At 51.1% G+C, this 21669-nt stretch carries 19 protein-coding genes; 6 read left to right on the top strand and 13 right to left on the bottom strand.

From position 1 onward, the window contains the following. Positions 1-7: 7 nt before the first annotated feature. Entirely contained in the window at positions 8-2017 is a 2010-nt protein-coding gene (locus SACSAC_RS05670) for a GTP-binding protein (protein ID WP_037284371.1), read from the bottom strand. Positions 2018-2118: 101 nt separating this feature from the next. Here SACSAC_RS05670 and SACSAC_RS05675 point away from each other — a divergent pair, with 101 nt between their 5' ends. Both SACSAC_RS05675 and SACSAC_RS05680 read left to right on the top strand, forming a co-directional pair. After that, positions 2119-2835, top strand: coding sequence for a hypothetical protein (locus SACSAC_RS05675; protein ID WP_037284374.1), 717 nt, complete (start codon positions 2119-2121; stop codon positions 2833-2835). A 44-nt stretch (positions 2836-2879) separates the two neighbouring features. Then, a complete protein-coding gene (locus SACSAC_RS05680) occupies positions 2880-3599 on the top strand; it encodes a hypothetical protein (RefSeq protein WP_037284377.1) in 720 nt (239 codons plus the stop codon). 122 nt (positions 3600-3721) lie between these two features. On the opposite strand, the gene melA is transcribed toward SACSAC_RS05680, so the two are convergent. Further along, entirely contained in the window at positions 3722-5236 is a 1515-nt protein-coding gene (gene melA, locus SACSAC_RS05685; RefSeq protein ID WP_037284381.1) for an alpha-glucosidase/alpha-galactosidase, read from the bottom strand. Between the two features lie 163 nt (positions 5237-5399). Then, on the bottom strand, positions 5400-6332 hold the full coding sequence (locus SACSAC_RS05690) for a helix-turn-helix transcriptional regulator (protein ID WP_037284383.1): 933 nt from the start codon (positions 6330-6332) through the stop codon (positions 5400-5402). Positions 6333-6666: 334 nt separating this feature from the next. Here SACSAC_RS05690 and SACSAC_RS05695 point away from each other — a divergent pair, with 334 nt between their 5' ends. Further along, entirely contained in the window at positions 6667-7446 is a 780-nt protein-coding gene (locus tag SACSAC_RS05695; protein WP_245608585.1) for a MurR/RpiR family transcriptional regulator, read from the top strand. A gap of 60 nt (positions 7447-7506) precedes the next feature. Here SACSAC_RS05695 and SACSAC_RS05700 read toward each other — a convergent pair whose 3' ends face one another. Together SACSAC_RS05700 and SACSAC_RS05705 are read right to left on the bottom strand one after the other, a co-directional pair. Further along, positions 7507-8496 (bottom strand): Gfo/Idh/MocA family protein, encoded by a 990-nt coding sequence (locus SACSAC_RS05700; protein WP_037284390.1) that lies wholly within the window; start codon positions 8494-8496, stop codon positions 7507-7509. After that, positions 8493-9521: a Gfo/Idh/MocA family oxidoreductase gene (locus SACSAC_RS05705; protein WP_037284393.1), complete on the bottom strand. Its 1029-nt coding sequence runs from the start codon at positions 9519-9521 to the stop codon at positions 8493-8495. Before SACSAC_RS05705 ends, SACSAC_RS05700 begins: the two co-directional genes overlap by 4 nt. Before the next feature lie 326 nt (positions 9522-9847). On the opposite strand from SACSAC_RS05705, the gene SACSAC_RS05710 reads away from it, so the two are divergent. Further along, on the top strand, positions 9848-10303 hold the full coding sequence (locus SACSAC_RS05710; protein WP_037284396.1) for a GNAT family N-acetyltransferase: 456 nt from the start codon (positions 9848-9850) through the stop codon (positions 10301-10303). Between the two features lie 171 nt (positions 10304-10474). Here SACSAC_RS05710 and SACSAC_RS05715 read toward each other — a convergent pair whose 3' ends face one another. The 5 genes from SACSAC_RS05715 to SACSAC_RS27495 all read right to left on the bottom strand — a co-directional run bounded on the left by SACSAC_RS05715 (position 10475) and on the right by SACSAC_RS27495 (position 15477). Further along, entirely contained in the window at positions 10475-12217 is a 1743-nt protein-coding gene (locus SACSAC_RS05715) for a DUF6273 domain-containing protein (protein WP_037284398.1), read from the bottom strand. 12 nt (positions 12218-12229) lie between these two features. Next, the gene (locus SACSAC_RS05720) at positions 12230-13180 is read right to left on the bottom strand and encodes a patatin-like phospholipase family protein (protein WP_037284403.1); all 951 of its coding nucleotides are present in this window, start codon (positions 13178-13180) and stop codon (positions 12230-12232) included. A 252-nt stretch (positions 13181-13432) separates the two neighbouring features. After that, positions 13433-14278, bottom strand: coding sequence for a stalk domain-containing protein (locus tag SACSAC_RS05725; RefSeq protein WP_037284406.1), 846 nt, complete (start codon positions 14276-14278; stop codon positions 13433-13435). Between the two features lie 42 nt (positions 14279-14320). Beyond that, entirely contained in the window at positions 14321-15073 is a 753-nt protein-coding gene (locus tag SACSAC_RS05730; RefSeq protein ID WP_037284409.1) for a hypothetical protein, read from the bottom strand. A 32-nt stretch (positions 15074-15105) separates the two neighbouring features. Beyond that, positions 15106-15477: a helix-turn-helix domain-containing protein gene (locus SACSAC_RS27495; protein WP_281175753.1), complete on the bottom strand. Its 372-nt coding sequence runs from the start codon at positions 15475-15477 to the stop codon at positions 15106-15108. 341 nt (positions 15478-15818) lie between these two features. On the opposite strand from SACSAC_RS27495, the gene SACSAC_RS05740 reads away from it, so the two are divergent. Beyond that, positions 15819-17381 carry a hypothetical protein gene (locus tag SACSAC_RS05740; RefSeq protein ID WP_037284412.1) on the top strand — a complete coding sequence of 521 codons (1563 nt, stop codon included), beginning with the start codon at positions 15819-15821 and terminating at the stop codon, positions 17379-17381. Between the two features lie 53 nt (positions 17382-17434). On the opposite strand, the gene SACSAC_RS05745 is transcribed toward SACSAC_RS05740, so the two are convergent. Then, positions 17435-18007: a hypothetical protein gene (locus SACSAC_RS05745; RefSeq protein WP_037284415.1), complete on the bottom strand. Its 573-nt coding sequence runs from the start codon at positions 18005-18007 to the stop codon at positions 17435-17437. A gap of 133 nt (positions 18008-18140) precedes the next feature. Continuing rightward, complete coding sequence (locus SACSAC_RS05750; protein ID WP_037284419.1) at positions 18141-19037, bottom strand: SDR family oxidoreductase; 897 nt, start codon at positions 19035-19037, stop codon at positions 18141-18143. A 240-nt stretch (positions 19038-19277) separates the two neighbouring features. On the opposite strand from SACSAC_RS05750, the gene SACSAC_RS05755 reads away from it, so the two are divergent. Next, positions 19278-19805, top strand: a complete 528-nt coding sequence (locus SACSAC_RS05755; RefSeq protein WP_037284422.1) for a pyridoxamine 5'-phosphate oxidase family protein — start codon at positions 19278-19280, stop codon at positions 19803-19805. An 85-nt stretch (positions 19806-19890) separates the two neighbouring features. Here the strand turns inward: SACSAC_RS05755 and SACSAC_RS05760 are convergent, their stop codons facing one another. Further along, positions 19891-21594, bottom strand: a complete 1704-nt coding sequence (locus SACSAC_RS05760) for a bifunctional diguanylate cyclase/phosphodiesterase (RefSeq protein ID WP_037284425.1) — start codon at positions 21592-21594, stop codon at positions 19891-19893. Between the last annotated feature and the right edge of the window lie 75 nt (positions 21595-21669).

A 21669-nucleotide genomic window follows, 5' to 3' on the forward strand; every position in this document is an offset into this window, starting at 1 on the left:
TTCCCGACTATAATAAATGCATCGCCGCCTCCGCTTCGTCCCACGGCACCGAATACCCTGCGCCTTTGGCGCAAAACATCGACGAAGACGTGTACAGCGGGTCGGCGTTTTTGTCGTACCCGCGGCGCGCGATCACTTCTTCCGCGTTATGGCAAGGTCGGTAGCCGCCGTAAGCCAAGCTCAGCATGCCTTTTCCCCGCGTGAACGAAGCCAGCTCCGTTCCGTAATTCATGAAAGTCGCCGCAGGCGCAATCCCCGTCAGCAACAGATGCGTCTCGCTCGTCTCCGGCGGGTCGAAAATGCCGTGCGCCTGCTGCACGTCGGCCATGATGCGCCCCATATGCTCAAGCTCGGCGCGGATCCGGAAACGGTAGCACGGTTCGAGCAGCACGTTCTCCGCCTTTTCCAACCCCTGTCGCAGCGCCCGGAACGTCGCTTCGCGGAAATCCCCGCCGTGGGTATGCTTGTTGTGCGCGCGTCCGGTCAGCAGCGTCACCTTGACGTCGGTCAACGGCGAACCGGTCAGCAGGCCGTGATGTTCGCGCTCCCGCACGTGCTGCCCGACCAGATTGCGGTAACCGACCGACAAATCGTCCGCATGGCAGGCATCCGCGAATATGACGCCGCTGCCTCGCTCGCCGGGCCGTATCTCCAGATGGACTTCGGCATAATGCTTCAGCGGTTCGAAATGTCCGTATCCCCGAACCGCGGCAGCTACCGTTTCCCGGTAGAGGATCTCCGGCGTGCCGAAAGTTACCTCCAAGCCGAAACGTTCCCGCAGCACGCTGACGAGGACTTCAAGCTGGATCGCGCCCATCACCCGGATCTGAAGCTCCTGCAATTCTTCTTCCCAGACCACGCCGAGCGCGGGATCTTCGTCCTCGAGCATGCGGAAAATCCGCAGGACGTCCTTGACCGGTATTTCTTTCGGAAACGATACGCTGGCGGTCAGCGTCGGCCTCATCTCGAACGGAAGCGGCTCGTCGGCGCAGTCTCCGACCGCCGCTCCGGCCCGCGTCTCCGTCAAACCGACGACCGCGAACAGATCTCCGGCATAGACGCGATCCGCCTGCGCATAGCGTTCCCCGTTATAAATCCGTATGCCGGTGACTTTTTCCTCCAGCAGGCTCTTCTCGCCGTCCTTTGCGCTTCCTTTGCTTGCGTACTGCACGAATTCCCGTACGCCGAGCGAACCTCGCAGCGCTTTGATGTACGTCAGCCGGGTACCGCTCGCGTCATGCCCGATCTTATAAACGTTTCCCGCAAACGATTCGCCTACCGCCTGCTCTTGCGTCGCATAATTCGTTACCGTGAGCCGATCGAACTTCTCCAAAAAATCGGAAATGCCGATATCCAGCAGCGCCGAACCGTGCAGGCACGGATAGATTCGCCTTTGCCGGATCATGTCGATCAGGGCTTGGTTCCACTCTTCGGACGTTAACCGTTCTTCCAGATAAGCTTCCAATAACGTCTCGTCCCGCTCCGCCAAAAACATTCTGAGCGAGTCGTCCATCAGCAGCGGTTCGCCGGCTCCGCCGATCCGGAGCGCATCCGTCAGGTCCGTCGCGTCCTCCGTCAGCAGGCTGCGAATCTCGCCCAATACCCGCTCCGCGTCCGCGCCTTCCCGATCGGTTTTGTTGATGAAAAAGAACGCCGGAATCCGGTAACTCTTGAGCAATTGCCAGACCGTCTCCGTATGCCCTTCGACGCCTTCCACCGCGCTCAGCAGCACCACGGCGTAATCCATCGTGCGCAGCGCGCGCTCCATCTCGGCCGAGAAATCGGCGTGTCCCGGCGTATCGAGCAGATAGTAGGTCGATTCGTCGTACCGCATCACGGCCTGCCCCGCGAATACGGTGATGCCCCGCGCTTTTTCGATCTCGTGACTGTCCATAAACGCATCCCGGTGATCCACTCGTCCCCGGCTCCGAATACTGTTCGTATGATAAAGCAGCTGCTCGGCGAACGTCGTTTTCCCCGCGTCGACGTGAGCCAGCATGCCGATCGTTTTGTTCATGACCAAGCTCCTTTTGGCAAAATCGTACTTGCTTATAACCGTACTAAGGAAACATTCCTGCGGTCAAGCGCGTTTATAAGGCAAAAGGAGGCGTTACTTCCATGAAAAAGGTTCTTAAAAAACGATCGGCTGCCTTCCCGGCCGCGCTTGTCCTCCTGCTTGTCTTCATATTGAATGCCTGTTCCAGCCCCTCATACCGCGTCGTCGCCGAGATGGATTGGCCCGATATCGTCGTAACTCCGGATGCGCTGTATACCGCTTTGGATAACGGCGTGCTGCGCGATCCAGATACGGTCACCGAAGAAATCGCGTTCACCGTCGAGCAAAAATTGTACGATCATATCGAAGATCCCGGTTACCGGGCCAAGCCGGGAGACGCCGCTTTTTTGGATAAAGGCACGAACCTCTACCGCGTGAACGGATTCGATCCGCAAGACCTTATAGCCGCACCGTCCGATCAGCACATCGGCGGATACCGGCTGTACGCGAGGGAAGGCTTCGACGCGCTGCCGAGTCAAGACTTGGATCGCATCCTGCAAGATCGCCCGGCTTCCATCGACGTCTATTCGGCGGGTGCGCCCGATCCGCTGCGCGAAACGTCCGGCGCGGAAGCGGCCGAATTCGCCGGACTGTTAAGCAGTCCGATTCGCGAAACCAAGCCCGGGGCCGTTGCCGGCAAAACGCCGATCGATTATCAGATCGTGCCGGATAACGGAGAGCCGATCCTGTATGCTTTTTGGCTGGCCGACGACGGAGCGGTTCGCCTGAAGGAAGGCTGGGTGCTGGACGGCGGGATTCGGAAGTTTTTGAGTCCGTGATCGAATAGGCGCGCGAAGCCTGCCGTAACCGAGGAGGATGAACGATGAAAAAAAAGATAAATTCGAAAAACAGCATCGCAATCGCTCTGGTGCTGCTGGCCTGCATGACCCTGATCGTCGGCTGCGCGGATTGGCAGCACCGAGCTACGGTGATCGATTGGGTCGACTTCGTCAAAACCGATGACGGCACATACACGAACGTATGGAACGGCGTGCTGCGCGATCCCGATACCGTGATGCAAGACGTCGTAGGCAAAGTCCGTAAAAAATTGGACGGCAGCGTTCATAATCCGGCTTACCGCAGCAAACCCGGAGACGCCGCTTTTTTGGATAAAGGCACGGAGCTGTATCGGGTGAAAGGCTTTGCGCCGGAGGACCTGGTCGCCGTGCAATCGGATGACGACATCGGCGGATACCGACTGTACGCGAACGACGAGTATGACGGACTGCCGAAGGCGGATTTCAAATCGATTGTGCGTGCCAAACCTTCTTCCGTCTCCGTCTACGCATTCGACGAAGTTCAGCCGAGCCGCGTCGTGTCGGGCGAGCAGGGCAAACTGCTGACCGAGATGCTTCGGCAGGCTGTCTACACGCCCGACTACTTATCCGATACCGAACAGGAACCCGCCTCGTATCAAATCGTTTTCGATACGGGCGAACCTGTCCTATACCGCTTCTATCTGACAGATGACGGCGACACGGTAAGGTTTCGCTCCGACTATCAAGTGAAGGATGATATCCGAGACTTTTTAAAACTCCCGTGAAGGAAAAACTTCAACCGCGATTTCCGCGCCAAAAAGCGAAAGTCCCTCGGAAACGGGGATTTTCGCTTTTTTCGTTTAATAGCGTTTGCTTGCGGATTTTCTCGGCGTTCGTCCCGACCTACTTAATCCTGCGTCACTTTCTCCCGGTCTTTGCCTTTATCCGACTCGCCCGCGTTTTTGTTCGCCGCGTCGCGGTCCTGCTGCATTTCCTCGACCGACTTCACTTTGAGGCGCGCCGCGCCTTGATTGCCTTCGCGGGTCGGGATGAGGTTGCCGGAAGCCAGCCGTCCCTTCGCTTCCGCGATGGCGTCGCCGTACTGAGGCAGCCATTTTTCCCCGGCTACCAGCATTTCGTCGACCATCTGCCAGATCTCTTTCGGATTGCAAACGGCGCCGACGAGCGGGTCCATCATGAAGGCCTGGCGCAGCAGCTTGTCGTCGCCGCGTACCGCCGCTTCCACTGCCAAACGCTGCACGGAGATGCTCACATTGCACACGGCAGCCGCTCCGAGCGGCAGGTCGCCCACGACCGGCATCGAGATGCCGTTGCGATCGACGTAGCCGGGCGCTTCGATAATCGCATCGGCCGGCAGATTGGTGATCACGCCGCCGTTGATCGTGTTGAAATGCCCCCGGTACACGCGTCCCGTTTCCAAGCCTTCCACGATATAGGAACCATGTTCCTCGCCGCGATGTCCCGCACCGTACTGTAGCGCCGGGTCTTTAAGCCAGTTGGGGAAATCGGTCTCGAACCAGTTGCGCCCTTCGGTACATACGCGCAGATAACCGCCCGTCTCGCCGTTGATCCAGCTGCCCAGATCGATCCATTCCTGAATCTCGTCGCTGCGTTTGCGGTACCACGGCACGTATTCGCTCAGGTGGCCGTTCGATTCCGTGCTGTAGTAGCCGAAGCGGCGCAGCATATCGATCCGGACTTTTTCTGTGCGGCTGTATTCCGGGTGTTTCTCGAACGCTTCCAGCAGCCCTTCCGTCAAATCGCGGCCTTCGTGCGCAGCGGAGATGTACCATGTCTGGTGATTGATGCCCGCGCAGATAATATCCACATCTTTTTTATCCAGTCCATATACGTCCGCGATCTGATGATGGCCGTGCTGCACGCCGTGACACAAGCCGATCGTTTTCACGCCGCCGTAGACGTTGCACGCCCAGGTAAGCATCGCCATCGGATTGGAGTAGTTAAGCAGCAACACGTCCGGCGCCGCCTTTTCCCGAATATCCCGACAGATCTCCAGCATCTCGGCGATGCCGCGCTGTCCGTACATGATGCCGCCCGCCGACAGCGTATCGCCGACGCACTGATCGACGCCGTACTTGAGCGGAATGTCCACGTCGGTCGCGAACGCTTCCAGCCCGCCGACGCGGATTGTACAAAATACGTACTTGGCTCCTTGCAGAGCTTCGCGCCGATCCGTCGTCGGACGTATCTTGATCGAAAGCCCGTTCTCGTCGATATCCCGTTGGCACAGTTCCGTCACCATGTCGAGATTGCGGCGATCGATATCCATGAACGACACGTCGATGTTCGCAAATTCAGGTACGCTGAGCAAGTCGCGCAGCAGTCCCCGCGTGAATCCGATACTTCCCGCGCCGATAAAAGCTACTTTGAATCTTGTCATGAAGATCCCCTCCGATTGTAAAAGTTACACCCTGCCGTCAAGGTTAACTTGCACGTTCATCTTAGCAGGAGGCGCCATGATAGCGTTATCAATATCGTGACTACTTTGGCGAAGAAGTGTCAAATATCCTCACCTTTTCATCAGGCATCACGAATTGGCGCGTTCAGGAAAAGGTCGATCCAAAGCAGCCGTTTTTCCACGAATCCGGTTCGGTACGTTCGCGGTATTCCGTAGGCGTGCACCCGCTGTATTTTCGGAAAAGCAGATGGAAATATTGCCGGCTGCCGATCCCTACATAATCCGCGATATCGGCAATCGGAATCACGCTGCCCGCGAGCAGCATTTTGGCTTTGTCCATGCGCAGACCGTTCAAGTAATCGGTCAACGTGCGCCCGGTGTGCTGCTTGAACAGCCGATGCAGATAGCCCGGATGCAGATTGACCGCCGCCGCGACTTCTTCGACCCGAATGCCGCGATCGTAGTTTTGGTGCAAATATTCCGTGACTTTGCGAATATAGTGGTGGGCGTGCTGGCGGCTCGGATTCAACTGCTCCCGGTGCAGCCGGGCCAGACGCAGCAGCAGCTCGGCGAACAGCAGGCGTACCATGACGTTCTGCTTGCCGTGCTGCCGGTCCAGTTCCAGCACCAACGACTTGAGCGTGTGCAGCACTTCTTCGGGATCGGGCAGCACCAGGCTGGCAAAAGGAGTTTGCAGCAATTCCGCCAGCGCCGCTTCTTCCTTGGCGAGCGCGCTGACGCTGATCGCCGCTTCGCTTCCAGCCTCCAGCGATATAAAAGAAAACTCCACGTTCAGCATCCGGCAGGTGACTTCGTTTTCGACGATCAGGCGGTGCGGCACGTTGGCGTCCAGCAGGATCAGCTCGCCTTTTTTCAACCGGTACCGTTCTTCGCGTTCGCCAGACATGACATCTACGATGCAGCTTCCGCTCATCAGATACATGATCTCGGTGGAGTTATGGCGATGGTAATCCATCTCGTAGGCGGACCATTGTTTATAATAGTAAGCGTGGAAACGGGGGCCGTATCCGTCTTCCAGCAATTGTTGTTGGAACAGGCTTCCGCCGAGTTCGGACATAAAGGGGCCTCCTTAAAAGATACAGAGCGTCTCAACGTGTCGAGAAAGTTACTTCGGCGGGGGAAGCGAGAAGACTGCGAGAAAAATTCGTTCAATTCGCTGTCTCACTTGGAAAATGGATAGGATTTGAATAAGGAATTTTCCGAGTTCAAAGGCGTCAACATGGTGCTGAATGTTACCGCAGGTTTTCTTCGAAAACCTGTATTTCACTGAATTTCTCTCTCCGTCTTCTCGCTTCCAGCTACGTTAGGCTTTATCGACATGTTGAGATGCAAGACATCTTTTAATAATATTGGGTTGGGAAGGAAAGGATTGAAATATGGAGTTCAATTTATTGCAAAAATTAAAATACACCTCTAATTTGACGACGCAAGAGAAGCATATTGTAGATTATATTTTAAAAGATCCCGAAGTTGTCTTTCATTCTACCGCGCATGAACTGGGTCAGCAAACGTTTACGAGTGCTTCGACGATCGTGCGGTTATGCAAAAAGCTGGGCACCCGGGGGTACCCGGACTTTCAGCTTAAGCTTGCGCTGGATTATAGGCAGAAGACTTCGGCGTTGCAGTCGGATCATACGGTTGAGGCCGAACGGGGAGACGTGTTGGCCGCGATCGAGTCGGTTCCGTATTTGTATCAGCAAGCTTTGAATGATACACGAAGTACGCTGAACGCTTCGAAGTTGGTGCGGATTGCGGAGTGGGTGAAAAATTCTACGCGTATCGATATCTATGGCAGCGATATGAACTATTATTTGGCGCAGCAGGCGTGTACCAAATGGAATGAGCTCGGGATTTCTGCCATTGCGCACAATGATGCTAATCGACATTATTTGCTGACCATGAAACCGGGCAGTGCGACGCTTTCTTTTGTCATTTCCCATACGGGCGAGAATCGCTCGATGGTCGAAGTCGTACGCATGCTGAACGATAAGAATATGAATGTGGTTGCGGTGACAGGTTCCAATGATTCGACGTTGTCGCGTTCTTGTACGGAAACCTTGCTTACGCACGGCTATAACGAACAATTGCGGCTAAGCAAAATGTCGTCGATGGTTTCCGTGCTGTATCTGTTCGATATTTTATATATGAGTAGTATTACGGATGCTTACTAAAGCTGATTTCAGCGTATTTTTCAACCCGGCGCTTGCGATCGGTAGCCGAGATCGTAACAATCAGGAGCGCTGATCCGCCGCAAACACGATGCCGGCGTTTTGGCGCGCTTGTACAAGCACATTCATGACGGATTGGCTATGGTCCAGCAGTTCGTAGCATCGATTGTGGTCTGCCTTAGCAATCATATCTCTAAAAGCTTCCCATTCGTAAAATAACCAATTAGCCTCTGTCTGTGCATTTAAGGTTTCGGCAGGCTCTTGTCCGAGTTGAAGCACGACCTCTTTGCAGCCGTTCGCGCCGCCTACGATCTGAAGATAGCCTTTTTCCCCTTGGATCAGAACGAAGTTCATGCCGGTCGTGTCTTTGGCGCCTACGCACTCGGTAATGAATTCCGGATATTTGAGCACGAGTACGCCGGATGTGTCGATGCCGTTCGTATGCTGGTTGGCGGTATACGCTACCGAATCCGGGCTGCCGAACAGGTTCATGACCAAATGCAGATTATAGATATTGATGTCCATCAGCGCGCCGCCGGAGAAGTTCGGGTTGAACACGTTCGGCGTCTCGCCGACCAACAGGTCGTTGTATTTGCGCGAGTATTGGCTGTAGTTGCATTGGATCATTTTGATCGGGCCCAGCTTATGCAGCTGTTCCTGTACGATCTTCATGTTCGGCAGATGGATATTGGAGATGGCCTCGAATAAGAACAGGTTATTTTCTTTTGCTAGCGCGATCAACTTCTCCGCTTCTTGCTTCGTTGACGTAAACGGCTTTTCACAGACGACATGTTTGCCGTGCTGCAAAGCTTGGTACGATTGTTCGTAATGCAGGCTATTGGGTGAAGCGATGTAGACCAAGTCGATGCTCGGGTCCGCAAACAACGAATCTAAATCCGTGTAAATAGTGCCGACTCCGTATTTGCTCGCGAGCAGCTGGGCCGTTTCTTTTTTCCGGGAGTACATGGCGGTGCACGTTACGTCTTCCAACTCGCCGATCGCCGCCAAAATGGCATCTACGATCGAGCCTGTGCCTATTGTCGCGATATTCATGATTGGTTCGCTCCTTCGTGGGCTTGTTTAGCCGCTTCGATTCCGTTGCTTAACACGTCCAATACATACAGTACTTCTTCGTCTTGAACTGGTTTGTCGCCTTCGCCCCGGATCGCCCGCAGCAACTCTTCGTATAAAAGCCCGTAATCCGTCGCTTCGGAAGGGACTTTCTCCGTTTGCGTGTTGCCTGCGTCGTCGATATAACTTAACGTTCCCCAGTTGCTGTCCGGTTCGGGCTTGATATCTACTGTGGTGCGCCCTTCTCCGTTTTTAGATTGATGGCCGCTGCTCATTTTCACAAAACTTCCCCGGTCGCCGTGCACCACGAATTTCGGATGCTCGATCTTGACCATCATGCTGCACTTGATCGTGGCTTTCATTCGGCCGTAGCGGAAGTCGATATCGATATAGTCGTCGGATTTCCCGGGCGAGACTAGACTGCGAACGTCGTAGTGAACCGAGTCTGCCGGACCGTACAAAGAGACCAATTGGTCGATCGTATGCACAGCCAGACCATGCAGCAGCCCGAAATCTTTTGCCGGATAGTGAGGATAAAAGTAATCGTAGTGCGATTGGATTTCCACGATATGGCCCAGCTTTCCGCTTTCGATCACCTTTTTCAACGTCAGGAAGTCGCCGTCGTATCTGCGATTCTGGTTCGCCATGGCGATCAGGTTTTTCTGCTTGGCAAGGTCGAAAATTTCTTGCGCTTCCTTCGAAGTGGCGGCAAAAGGCTTCTCCACCAACACATGCTTACCGTGCTCCAGCGCCAGCTTCGCATAATGGAGATGGCTGTCCACATGCGTGGCGACGACGATCAATTCGACGGCTTCATCATGCAGCACGTCGTCGAAGTCTGTTGAAAACAGGATTTCCGGATAGTAGGCTTCGCGCTCCGTGTCACCCACCCGATCCTCTTCGCGGCGAAAGATCGTTTTCACTTTGATATTTTCCTTTTTCTCCAGGTAAGGCAGATGGTAATTCACTACCGCGTTTCCGAACCCGACGATTGCGATATTCAACATTGCCGATCACTCCTTTGCCTGATTTGACCTTATGGTACTACGGGAAAGGCCGTCGTAGAGCGATTTGAACAGCGATTGGCAGGCAAGTGCGCAATTTGATTTCAGAGACGCGGAAGAGTGAAATTGAATTTCATAGGAGTTCAAAAAAAGGTGCATTTCAGACTATTGTGTTATATAATCTATCATTAACCTATAAGAAAATATCGATTTCAGTATAAAACCATCAATCATGTTAGGTTTTCGATTGTTTTTCGAAACGCTTCGAGTTACATTATGAATAGAGCAAGCACTTGGCTTTATTCATTTCTTCAAAGGAGTGTACGATTATGCAAATTAGAATTGACGATCTGCAAGGGCCTGAAATTGCCGCGCTGCTGGAGGATCATCTCCATAGCATGACGCTGCACTCGCCGCCGGAGAGTATTCACGCGCTGGATCTGGATAAGCTGCGCAAGCCGGAGATTACGTTCTGGACATTGTGGGAGAACGGGGAATTGCTCGGCTGCGGCGCGATCAAGGAGCTGGACCCGAAGCATGCGGAGCTGAAGTCGATGAAGACGGACAGCAAGCATCTGCGCAAAGGCGTGGCGGAGAAGCTGTTGGTTCATATTATCGAAGAAGCACGCGGGCGCGGGTATGAGCGGATTAGTTTGGAGACGGGATCGATGGATGCTTTCGTGCCTGCGCGGAGATTGTATGAGAAGCATGGATTTGAGGAGTGCGGGCCGTTTGGGGATTATGGAGTGGATGCGAATAGTTTGTTTATGGTGAAGGTGTTGTAAGCAACGTCTGAAAAGCTCGTCTATCCGGCTCAAGTGCACGAATCAGACGAGCTTTACAACATTTAAGTATTAAAAAGAAAGAATAGTTTTAAAACGACCAAGTTCAATGCTTTCATTGTGGCTGTTCGTAGTCTCTTCATTTATGTTTTCTTTACTATCATTCATCTGATTTTATTCCTGAATACATAATTTAAATGGGCTTTGCAAACTCCCTTCGCCGCTTAATGCACTCGTTCTTTTCAAATATAAAGCAGGCCTTACTCCGTTTGATTTTAAATAATTGTCTTGGCTGATTCTCCCGTCGTAGCGTACGCCTCGGATGTTCCCATCACCTAATAAAGTATTCCGTCCCCTAGCGGAAGAATCCCTTAGCCAATAGAAATCAATTTTTTCATTTTCAGTATGAAGATATTGAGGTTTTCTTGAGCAATACTTAACAATCTCAGGCATAGAAAGAAGGAAAATTTCATCCTGAGTTGTATTTTTTCTCAAATCAGAATAATTCGAACAACATTTCATTATATCTTCTTCATACTTACAATCCACAGGACTACTGAGCCATGCGTTACAAGCAGCACTTTCGAGAGTAACTTGAATAATGAGATCTCTCTCCTGAATCTTAAAATGCTTTAGAAATAGATGCGTAGTATTCAAAAATTTTCTTATTGATGATTCTTGCCAGTCTCTCTGTTCAAAGCTACTTTGCTTTACAACCCCTTCATAAAACAAAAGAAGACTTTCTTCTTCCTCATGAATGATTCGCCATTTCAGCCGATTGCCTTCATAACTTCCGAATTCCACGAAGTCCCCAGTTTTTAAAACAAACTTTTCCACACTTTGCGGAGCTTGGCTAGGCACAACAGGTTCAAAGTCGATGCTCCTCGTGCCAGAGACGATTTGAAGGTTCACCAGCAATTCCAACACAAAATCGTATACCTGAACCTCGCGATCGGATAGCATATTTGCATGTTGCTTCAAATATTGTTTGATGATCGATAATTTTAGTTCATGCGGTACAATCTCTATATTCGCCAGTTCCATCTGTTCGGCGATCGTCTCATAGACGTATTTTTCTTCGTCATTCAATTTAGAAGCTTTTTCAAGCGCTTTGACAATCGAAGCTTCGATCACTTCTACCTGCGGCAGCACAGTCAGATCGATATGTTCAAAGAGTCGGTCAACCAATCTTGAATCTCGGATTAATTCCGCAAAGAAATCTTTATAAGCAATCTTTTGCTTTGAATTCAAACCGATTTCCGCAAGCGTCGATTTGAGCAGCATCAAATCCGGCGTGCTCCATTTTTCAGCGGCAATGGTATAGAAATCATTGGTCACGCATATCAACTTTTCGATGTCGTTCAATTCGGAATATTCGCGTTCCCCAAACATCCGATACTCGATCGTAGCATTCCAATGCAGCAGATTCACGTTGCGTTCGAGCTTATCCAATCTGGCTTCCGCCTGCAGCATATCAGAGCGCGTTTTTTTGAAAAAGAGATTTAAAGCAGCATAAAGCCGGTTGATTTCTTCATCTGTTTCTACAGCCAATACATTAAGCTTGTTGTTAACGGCCGTAACCAGATCGAACGTAAACAGATTTTGCTCAGCAAGTTTCTGAATTGTCTGCTGTGCAGCATACTGGGAGTACGCGACGTTACGATCGATATCGGCACGAAGCTTGCTATTTTTACCTGACAAATTACCGATCAATCTTTTAAAGAATCCTTGTCCAGCTAATTCTCCTGCTCTTGATTCGCTAACTGCCAAGCAAGTTACGCTCTCCATCGTTAACTTATTGATCTCGGCACGATTGTCCCGATGGCTGCCGATCAATCGAGTTATCGATTGTTCAATATTGTCTTTCTCTTCCGCGGAGAGCCATTCCGACGACTTAGGCTGAAGAACCAACGTCATTACTAATTCCTCCTACAAATTCATTAAATCCTGCATCTCCTGCTGCAACTGCTCACGTTCCCCACGTAAACTCATACGACGCTCCGCAAAGGCCTCCTCACTCTTCGCCATATGCCGTATTCCTGACTGGAACTGCTGCTGCACCTTCCCCATCTCATAAATCGGCTTGAAGATATGAACGGTGTCCGTGTACCCTTCATTTATTCTTCGTTCCGCTCCGCTTGGCGAAAAATCGAGAGTCCCGTCAAACAGCCCTCCTTGGTGGTTGCGCGGCATGATTTCGATGAGATTTGCATCAGGGAATTTAGAACGGTCGACAACAGTTTCTCTATTTAAATGAACAAGAATTATCTGTCGATAACCTTCTTCATATAGCGGCCGGATAGGAAGATTATCCCTTAGACCACCGTCGATATATTTCTCTCCGTCGATTTCTTCAGCTCCATAAATGAGGGGCAGCGCGGAAGAAGCGAACAGTATCGACTCCAATCGCCGAGGATCACAATCATTTAGTTTGAAATATTCGGCTTTGAGCAGCGGTAAACGGCAGCAAGCAGCATATCCGCCCATGCGGGAGTAAGCGACACGATCTTTATCAAGAGAATCCGCCATAATTTTTTGTAGGCCTTCCCGTGAGAAAATACCATGCTGCGAAATGTTTAAGGCTACACGAACAAGATGGGCTTGAGGAAAAAAGCCTCTTAAACCTATCCCGGTCAGCATGGAAAGAACTTTCTTAGGACTCAGATTCAAAAGCTTGTCATGCGTAATGGATCGCCATACTTGCTCTGCGACTTCGTAATCGCCTTGCATGAATAGAGCCGCATTCAATGCACCTACAGAGGTGCCGGCCGTTGCCGATATATTTCTGTCTATTCCGAATTCTCGCAACGCCTTCCAGACTCCGATATGATAAGCGCCCTTTCCTCCGCCTCCAGCAAGGATCAACGCGATATCTTTCAAAGAACTCCCTTCTTTCTACTATAGTTAATTTATCAAATAATTTTAGGTAATTATGATCATTATTTCCAAAAAAAATTTATCCAACTAATGATTCCGTTTTCTAACTATATCATGCCGTGCTGCTAACTTGAATAATGAAGTTTTCAATATTTCACTTTCTCGCTTCTACAAAAAAAGCCGCGTTTATCTACTGCCTTTATGCAAGGCGATCAAGATAAAACTCGACTTTTGATGTTTTATTTTACAATTTCATCATCGTTCTACCGTCACCTGATCCGCATCGATCCAACTACTTGCTTTATAACGTACTCCTGAAGCCAGTGCCCAAAACGACACATCTTCATCAGATATAAACAATTCATTTTTACTATCCCAGTAAACCAGAATCCTTCCGCCGCTTACCTGCTTCACCTCTCCGTAAAAGAATCCTACCGACACTCGATCTCCTGCCCGGACAGCCTTGCCGTTCTGATCGATCGGTTTGTTATTTGAAGGTGATCCGTTGTCTGAAGGAGCGGAAGGCTTATCGTTTTCGTCACCAACCGGAATGAAATACTCACTGTAATCGCTTGGAATGCTGCTGAATTTCCCATGATACAAAGCAATGACCTGATTGTTTTTATCCCATACAAGCTTCAGGCCCAGATTCTCGCTGACAACTCGAAGAGGTACCATTGTTCTTCCATCAATCGTTTTAGGAGCGGCATCGAAAGTCACTTTGCTGCCATTCACAAATCCGACCCGACGATTCAAGTACATCACGACTTTATTTTTATCGAGGTTTATCGTAATCTTCTTCTCTGATGCGGCCCATTGTACGGAACCCCCAAATTCCCGAATGATATTGGAGACAGGCAGGTAAACACGATTGTCGATCACGGTAGGCGCGGCGTAAGTCGACGGATCAATTAACGTCGAATATTCAGCATCATCCACGAACATTCCACTATGATCAATCTTCAAAATAATACTTTTAGGAGTTGCTGCGGCCCAACCCAATTCTGGCATTGCGCTTACGCTTAGCATTACAATAATACCGAGCGCTATAACCTTTTGACTCCATCCTGTAAATCGTCGTACATTCTGTTTCTTTTCCAATCCTCTTCCCTCCGATTTATAAATATTATTTTGTTATCTTATTCAGTTAGCTTTGTTCGTGACGACAATCAGATGCGTATAGCTTCCACCCAACGTATTTTCGACTTCCGTGCGTCCGATCGGGTATCCGGTCATCGTCACGGTCTGACCAACTTGAATTCCGCCACTGGGTACCATAATAAAAAATTCGACTGTTGTCGTTCCGTCGTTCGCTGTTATGACTACATCGGATTGGCGTCCCGCTTGGTAATCTTCGCTGCCGGGCGGGAAATCCTGAACATCTTCAACCGTACCTGTAAAAATAAGCGCTCTCCCGTAATAATTCCAAGGTGTCTTGAGCACCTCTTGCGCCGGAACAGTTTCTCCGTCAGGTATAGTACCAAGCGCATTTACTAAATCGACCGCCAAGTAAAGGTTTCCGTTCTCCAGTGCATCGGGTTCTTCCATGTTCCACTCCGGCGTCAGCCGTTCATCTGTTGGAGCCTCAGCTGGTTCAGCATCTTCTATCGCAATTTCTTCCACCTCTTCTACTGGCTCAGCGGGTTCTGCAGGTTCCTCAAGTTTCTTTGCGTCATTTCGCTGTGTAGTCACAGCTTTGCTGTCTGTTGTCTGATTTTCCGTTGTTGTGCCAATTACGATAATTAATACAATCAAAGCCGCTCCGTAAGTCAACAGAACTTTTCCACGTTTCCTTTTCTCAGGATTTCCCCAACGAATTACTGCCGAAGGCTTTATAAGTCCAATCAAAATCGCTACAGCGCAAAACATAATCAATAACCCTAATACCGTAGTCACCTTTATCACATTCCTTTTCTTTGGTGTACTTCTCACTTAGATCTTCCAAGCTCCGACAATTCCAGCAGCATTCGAAAAATCTTATCGTACATCTGCTGTTCGCGAGGAGTCAGTTTTTTTAATTCTTCGGCGATTTTCTCGGGAATATCTCCCTCGTCGAAGTCAGAAGGATCTCCTTTACGTTTTTCCAGCAGTTCCCCTTCGCCGATGCCAAGTGCTCCTGCAATTTTCGCGACGATAAAGACGCTTGGAGACTGCCTGACTCCTCGTTCGATCTGTCCCAAGTACGAAGTATCGATCTCCGCTTTTTCCGCTAGTTTTTCCTGCGTCATATGCTGCTGTTTTCTGAGCTTGCGTATTTTTTCTCCCAAATGTGCATCTTTCGAACCAGAAATCCCCCTCACCGCCTACTTTACTTTGTGTCTTTCCTCATCATAGAATAAGAAGGAAATTTTACCCACGGACGAAATCCTCTGCCAACCGTGACGATCGTCACTATTCACTTTCCTTTCCGGCTTGAATCGAGTTTAGCATGGGTATTTTGGGGGTCTTGAAAAAGAGATTTGATTTTGCAAGAAGGTTTCCGGGATGCAAAAGCCGTTTCCGCGCGAAAAATTTCATTTCCCGTACACAGCGGACACAAAACAGACACATATTCATCAAGGCTTAACATCGCTTGCCAAAAGAAAGACACATATTGTTCACAATTAGACCTATATGACTTAAGCAAAGGAGCTTTACAGCGATGGGGAGAAGTCGAGCTTTACATAAGTTCATGATCGATACTTGCGATTTTCAATTTGAATTCATGGAAATTTATAAGGAGTGGAGCCTTGAAGCTATTCTGAGGGCGACAGATGTAGGACAGCCGCTGCGGGACGCCTGTTTGTACCTTGGGTTGGATACGGAGCTGGTCGAGCACGAGGTTAAAATCCATGCATTGCGTCAGTTGTACGAGGAATTTTCGCACTTGACCGTACGAGAGCAAGATTTGATGATCCAGTATGCCGATCATACGCTGCTCGGTCATGAACTCGGCGAACTGTTGGAAAAGAATCAGTTCATGGACCCGCGGGCCTGGCTGGAGGCTTTCGAGAACTCCATTTTATATTTGAACGATCAAGGGATCGGAGCCGGCGCGTTTCCGTCTTCTTCCGAATTGAGCGAACAGCAAAAAGAAGACGCCGTTAAGCGCCTCTGTGCGGAACCGATGCCGCTGGAGTTCGATATCGGACCGACAACGCCCGATCGAGATGCCAGATTGCAGTGGAAATGGAGCGAAATCGGCCGCCGTCACGGCTCCGGTTATCGCTTTTTCACCCGGTTCGTCCGACAGGATTGGCTGCTTCGTCCGCATCATCAAGATGTAGCCAAAGATAATCGGCGGGAGCGCCTGCGCGAACAACATGCTTATTTTCGAAGCGTCTTGAACGACATGGCAAGCGATCTGAATATTGAACGGGATCTGGAATTGTACGAAACCGAATGGAATACGCATTATCTGGAATACGCCACGGCATGCATCTCGCATGTAACAGCCTCCGTGAACGACGATCGCGAGGAGGACGAAGAGTTCGATCCGGCTCTGGAGAAGCGCAAATGGGCTGCCGTTGTAAAGATCGCTTCGCTGTTTACGCTGGTCAAAAGTCATAACCTTCGTCTATTACTACTGGATAATCTGGTACAGGACGTACCGTTTAATTTTGAAGACGCGGCCGAGCTGACCGGTGTAGAGTATAGCGACTATAAGATGCACTTTCTGGAACCGGAGACAGTCAAAGAAGATCGGCCCGCGCTTTATATGATCATTTTGTTTATCGCGGAGTTTGCTCTTCGGCCTTATCTTAGGGACCGGTTGCGTGAATCCTGCTTGTATTTCGGAGAAAAAGCGATGGATGCGACTCAAGATATCGAAGACGGCGACGAGGAAGAGTTGGTTGCGCTGAAGCGACGCCTGATTCCACTGGTACTGCTGAGTGACTTGTACGATGATGAAGAGGTTCAAAAAATATGGAATCCGGATACCGCTGCGGAAACGTTTGGCGAGGATCCTTTGCCGGACTCTGAAGAAATTTTTCTGAACCTTTATAAATGGACCTATAAGCTTAATAAGACCCATGAACGCGGCAAATTATTCGGCGCGGCTACCCGGGAATTTCTGTCTTACGGGCTGCATCGAAACATCAATACGGCAACCGGGTTAATTCATGCAGTCGAACCGTTCGAACAGGCGTTCAAGACATTCGTCGGCATCAAAGCGCGGGATTTGGACGTGGATGACATTGATAAGTTGATCGAACTCTTATAGAAAAAAGGATCGCACCCTGTTTGCCGGGAAGCGATCCTGATCAGCTTTCCCCTTCAATCCATGTACATCGCCCATCTCCGATCCATAATCATCATATACTCGGCATGTTCGTCTGCATCGAGTTTGGTAGAGACAAGGTGAATCTTCTCGGCGTCTTCTTGGCTTCCCGGCGGCAAATCCTTCATCGGATCGGTCAGCAGCTTTTTATTTTCCGAATCGTAGAAGTAATCCAGAAATCCTGAACCGGGCGAATCCATATGCTGATCTCCGTACAACTGGATCATTTCCTCCCGGGGCATGCCGACTTTGGCGCCGCGCGCCGTCCGGTACTGCTCTGCCGATCCTTCCAGCAATTCGATAGCGGCGACTTGATCGTTTCTGTAGAACACTCGGATCCCTTTCTCGTAAGAAACGTGATTCGGAGTAACTTCTTCGCCCGCATTCCCTGCGACAGCTTCTGCTTCTTCCCGGCTGTCTCCGTAACAAATCCGCGATTTCGAATTCTCCGCTTTTACGACGCACATATCCTTTTCCGAAAAAACATTGGGTTCGAATGAAGCTTCTTCCGATCCGCATCCGGTTACTGACAGCAAAAATGCACCAGCCAGCAGTCCTATTCGTTTCATCGCTTCCTCATCTCCTTATGTACGAACTTTAACCAAACGCCCTCAAGCCTACACCGATTTCCCGCAGGAATTGTCCGGTGTTCGTCTTGAGGGCGTATAGAGTCATATGCTAATCAGTTTTGTCGTAACCTGCTTACGGAGACACCATACCGCCGTTCGCATTCAGCGTCTCGCCCGTCACGTAACTGGACTCCTGGCTCGCCAGGAACACGTACGCCGGCGCCATTTCGACCGGTTGTCCCGGACGGCCGAGCGGCGTTTGTGAACCGAACTCAGGCAGCGCGTCCGGCGGTTGACCGCCCGCGACTTGCAGCGGCGTCCAGACCGGACCCGGCGCGACCACGTTCACGCGGATGCCTTTCGGACCGACCTGCTGCGCCAGCGCTTTGCTGAACGTGTTGATCGCGGCTTTGGTCGTCGCGTAATCAAGCAGGATTTCCGACGGGCTGTAAGCTTGGATCGACGACGTGTTAATGATCGAGCTGCCCGGCTTCATATGCTTGATCGCCGCTTTGCACAGCCAGAACATCGCGTACACGTTCGTTTTGAACGTCTCGTCAAACTGCTCCGTCGAAATCTCGTCGATGCTTTCGCGGAACTGCTGCTTGCCCGCCACGATCGCCAGAATGTCGATGCCGCCGAGTTCCTTCACCGCCGTCTCGATCAGGTTCACGCAGTAGCTTTCGTCCTTCACGTCCCCCGGCAACGCTACCGCTTTGCGGCCTTCGGCTTCGATCAGCTTCACGACTTCCTGCGCGTCCGCTTCTTCTTCCGGAAGGTACGACAGCACGACGTCGGCGCCTTCTCTCGCATAGGCGATCGCCGCGGCGCGGCCGATGCCGCTATCCGCTCCGGTTACGACCGCTTTGCGGCCGACGAGACGTTCCTTGCCGACGTAACTGGTTTCGCCCGAATCGGGGATCGGCGTCATATCTTTCTGAAGGCCCGGGCCTTCTTGTTGTTGTTCGAATTCGGGTCCGGCTTTCGTAAACTGGGTCGTCGGGTCCTGCATCTTGTAAATGTCGCTCATGTTGAAAGTCCTCCTCAGGTATACGAATTGGGTGTTCCGTCTTGTTCTCGTCTTTTATGTAACCTCGGCGCTCCCGATTTAAACGAGCATGTTTCGGGTATTTTACGCCGCCTTTATTTTTTCGAAAAAGCGTCACTTTATCCGGGTTTATCCGAACTTTCGCCTGAAACCAAGTTTATTCGCGGACCAAGACGTTTAAGGAAAAAGCAAACCCCGATTTCGGGAAAGGAGCGATTCATCATGTCCAACTTGCGCGAACATGCCACGACCTCCGATCCAAAAGCGGTCGAAACCGTACGCGATCTGATCGAAGATATCGAAACGGCGATGCTGACTACCGTGACCGACGCGGGTCTCGTATCGCGGCCGATGAAAACCCAACATATCGAATTCGACGGCGATCTGTGGTTTTTGACGAAAAAGGACACGGCGAAATACGATGAAATTCTCAAAGACCCTCGCGTCAATCTGGCCTATGCGGGCAAGTCGTACGTCTCGATCAGCGGACGCGCCGAATTCGTCGAAGACGACGCGCGCAAAAAGGTGCTATGGAACAAAATGTACGAGAAGATTCTCGATACGCCTTACGATGATCCGAATCTCGTGCTGATCCGAGTAACCGCGGAAACGGCCGAATATTGGGAAAGCGGCAGCGCCGTGAAAATGATCTCCCATCTGCTGAAAAAGGCAGTCGGCAAAGGCTCCGATCCGAAGTCCGAACCGGGTCTCAACGAGACGGTCGATCTGACTTCCGTGCCGAAGTCTTAAAGCAACGGATATTTCCGCACTTCGATAAAAGGCCGCAACATAAAAACGGGACCTTCGCGTATGCGAAGATCCCGTTTTGTCGTGCTTATCTGGCACATACCGCTCGTTTCATTCGCATCGACTCCGAACGAAGCTGGCTCAGCGGCTTGGGCCGCGAAAAATAATAGCCCTGCATGTGAATGCAACCGAGCGTCAGCAATAAGTGATGCTGTTCGTCCGTCTCGACGCCTTCGGCGATAACGGACAAATCCAATTCCTTCGCCATGGCGACCACGCCGCGAATCATGGCTCGGCTTATCCGATTGCTTTGCGCATTTTGCGATAGAATCCGGTCGATCTTCAACGTCGTGATCGGAAGTTCTTGCAGCAGGCCGATTCCCGAAGAGGATTGGCTGCCGAGGTCGTCGAGCGAGAAGGTTACGCCCAATTCACGAAGCTGAAGCAATTGGGGCAAAATATGCGAAGCGTCCAGACGCTGCGTCGTTTCGTTCAGCTCGATCTCGATTTTGCCGGGCGAACAGCCGGTCTCCGCGAACACGTTCATCGCTTGTTCGACGAAATACGGATCGCGCAGCGACTTGACCGTAATATTGACATGAATGCGTTCAGCGGGACGCAGCACATGCTGCGCCATGCAGGCTTCACGCAGCACCCATAGATCTACCTGTTCGATCAGACCGGCTTCTTCAGCCGCTTCGATCGCTTCAACGGGAGATACGCTCCCGCGCGTCGGATGATTCCAACGAAGCAGCGCTTCGTAAGCCAGCGCGCGCCCGAACTCCCCTTCGACGATCGGTTGAAAATGCAACTCCAACTCGCCGCCTTGCAGCGCTTGGCGCATATCCAATTCGGCCTGCTGGTCTTCGATCCGGAAAATGCTTACGCCGGCTTTGCCGCCTTTTTTGATCCGGTACATCGCGGTATCCGCCCGTTCGATGTATTCGCGCAGCGAATCGGCTTCCAGGCAGACGCCGATCGACAGCGTCGGCGGTTCCTCTTCGTCGGCCAAAGGCAGTTCTTGTTCCCGAAATTCCCGAACCAGGCGGTCAACCGCCTGCTGCACGCGCTGGGAGTCGTCGGTCGGTAACACGATCACGAACTCGTCGCCTCCGTAACGGCATAACAGCCAGTCGTCCCCGGCCGCTTTGCGGATCGATTTCGCAAGAGACTGAAGCACCCGGTCGCCGGTCGTGTGACCGTAACCGTCGTTAACTTCCTTGAAATTGTCCAGATCCATAAAGATCACTGCCGTCGGCAGATCGGCCAGTTCGCGTTCATATAACGATTCGAGCGCGCTATAACGTAAAAACCCGGTCAGATCGTCGAAATAAGTCGTCTCCTCCAATTGGATCAGACCCGATACGACGGACGCGACATGCAGCAACCTCTCAGCATCTTCACCGGTAAAAGCATGATCCCGATCAAGCGCGCAGATCGTTCCGTACAAGTCGCCGTTTTTCAGATGGATCGGTACGCCGAGAAAACTCGCTTTGCCAAGGTCCGAAGTGATCGGCATTTCCCGCGTCAGCGGCGAGCAGGTCGTGTCTTCGATCATAACGGGACCGTCTTCCTCGCCGACCAAACTACAATAAGATATCGAATAAGGCAGCACGCTTCCTTCTTGAACCAGCTCTTCGTCGCGGTTCGAGACACTCAGAATCGTATTTTGCCTGCCGTTGTTATAAGCCATAAAAAAGGTGTTCGCATCGATGACGGAGTGCAGCAGCGAGAACAGCGTCTTGGACGTAACCCGAATCAAGTCTTCACGCTGTTCCTTCATCGGTTTCATATTAAGCCTCCATGAGTCTAAGGATATAGTGATTTTAGGTACATAAGCCCATTATAAACCAAAAGCAGGAAAGCG

This window comes from Saccharibacillus sacchari DSM 19268, assembly GCF_000585395.1.
GTDB classification, from domain to species: Bacteria; Bacillota; Bacilli; order Paenibacillales; family Paenibacillaceae; genus Saccharibacillus; species Saccharibacillus sacchari.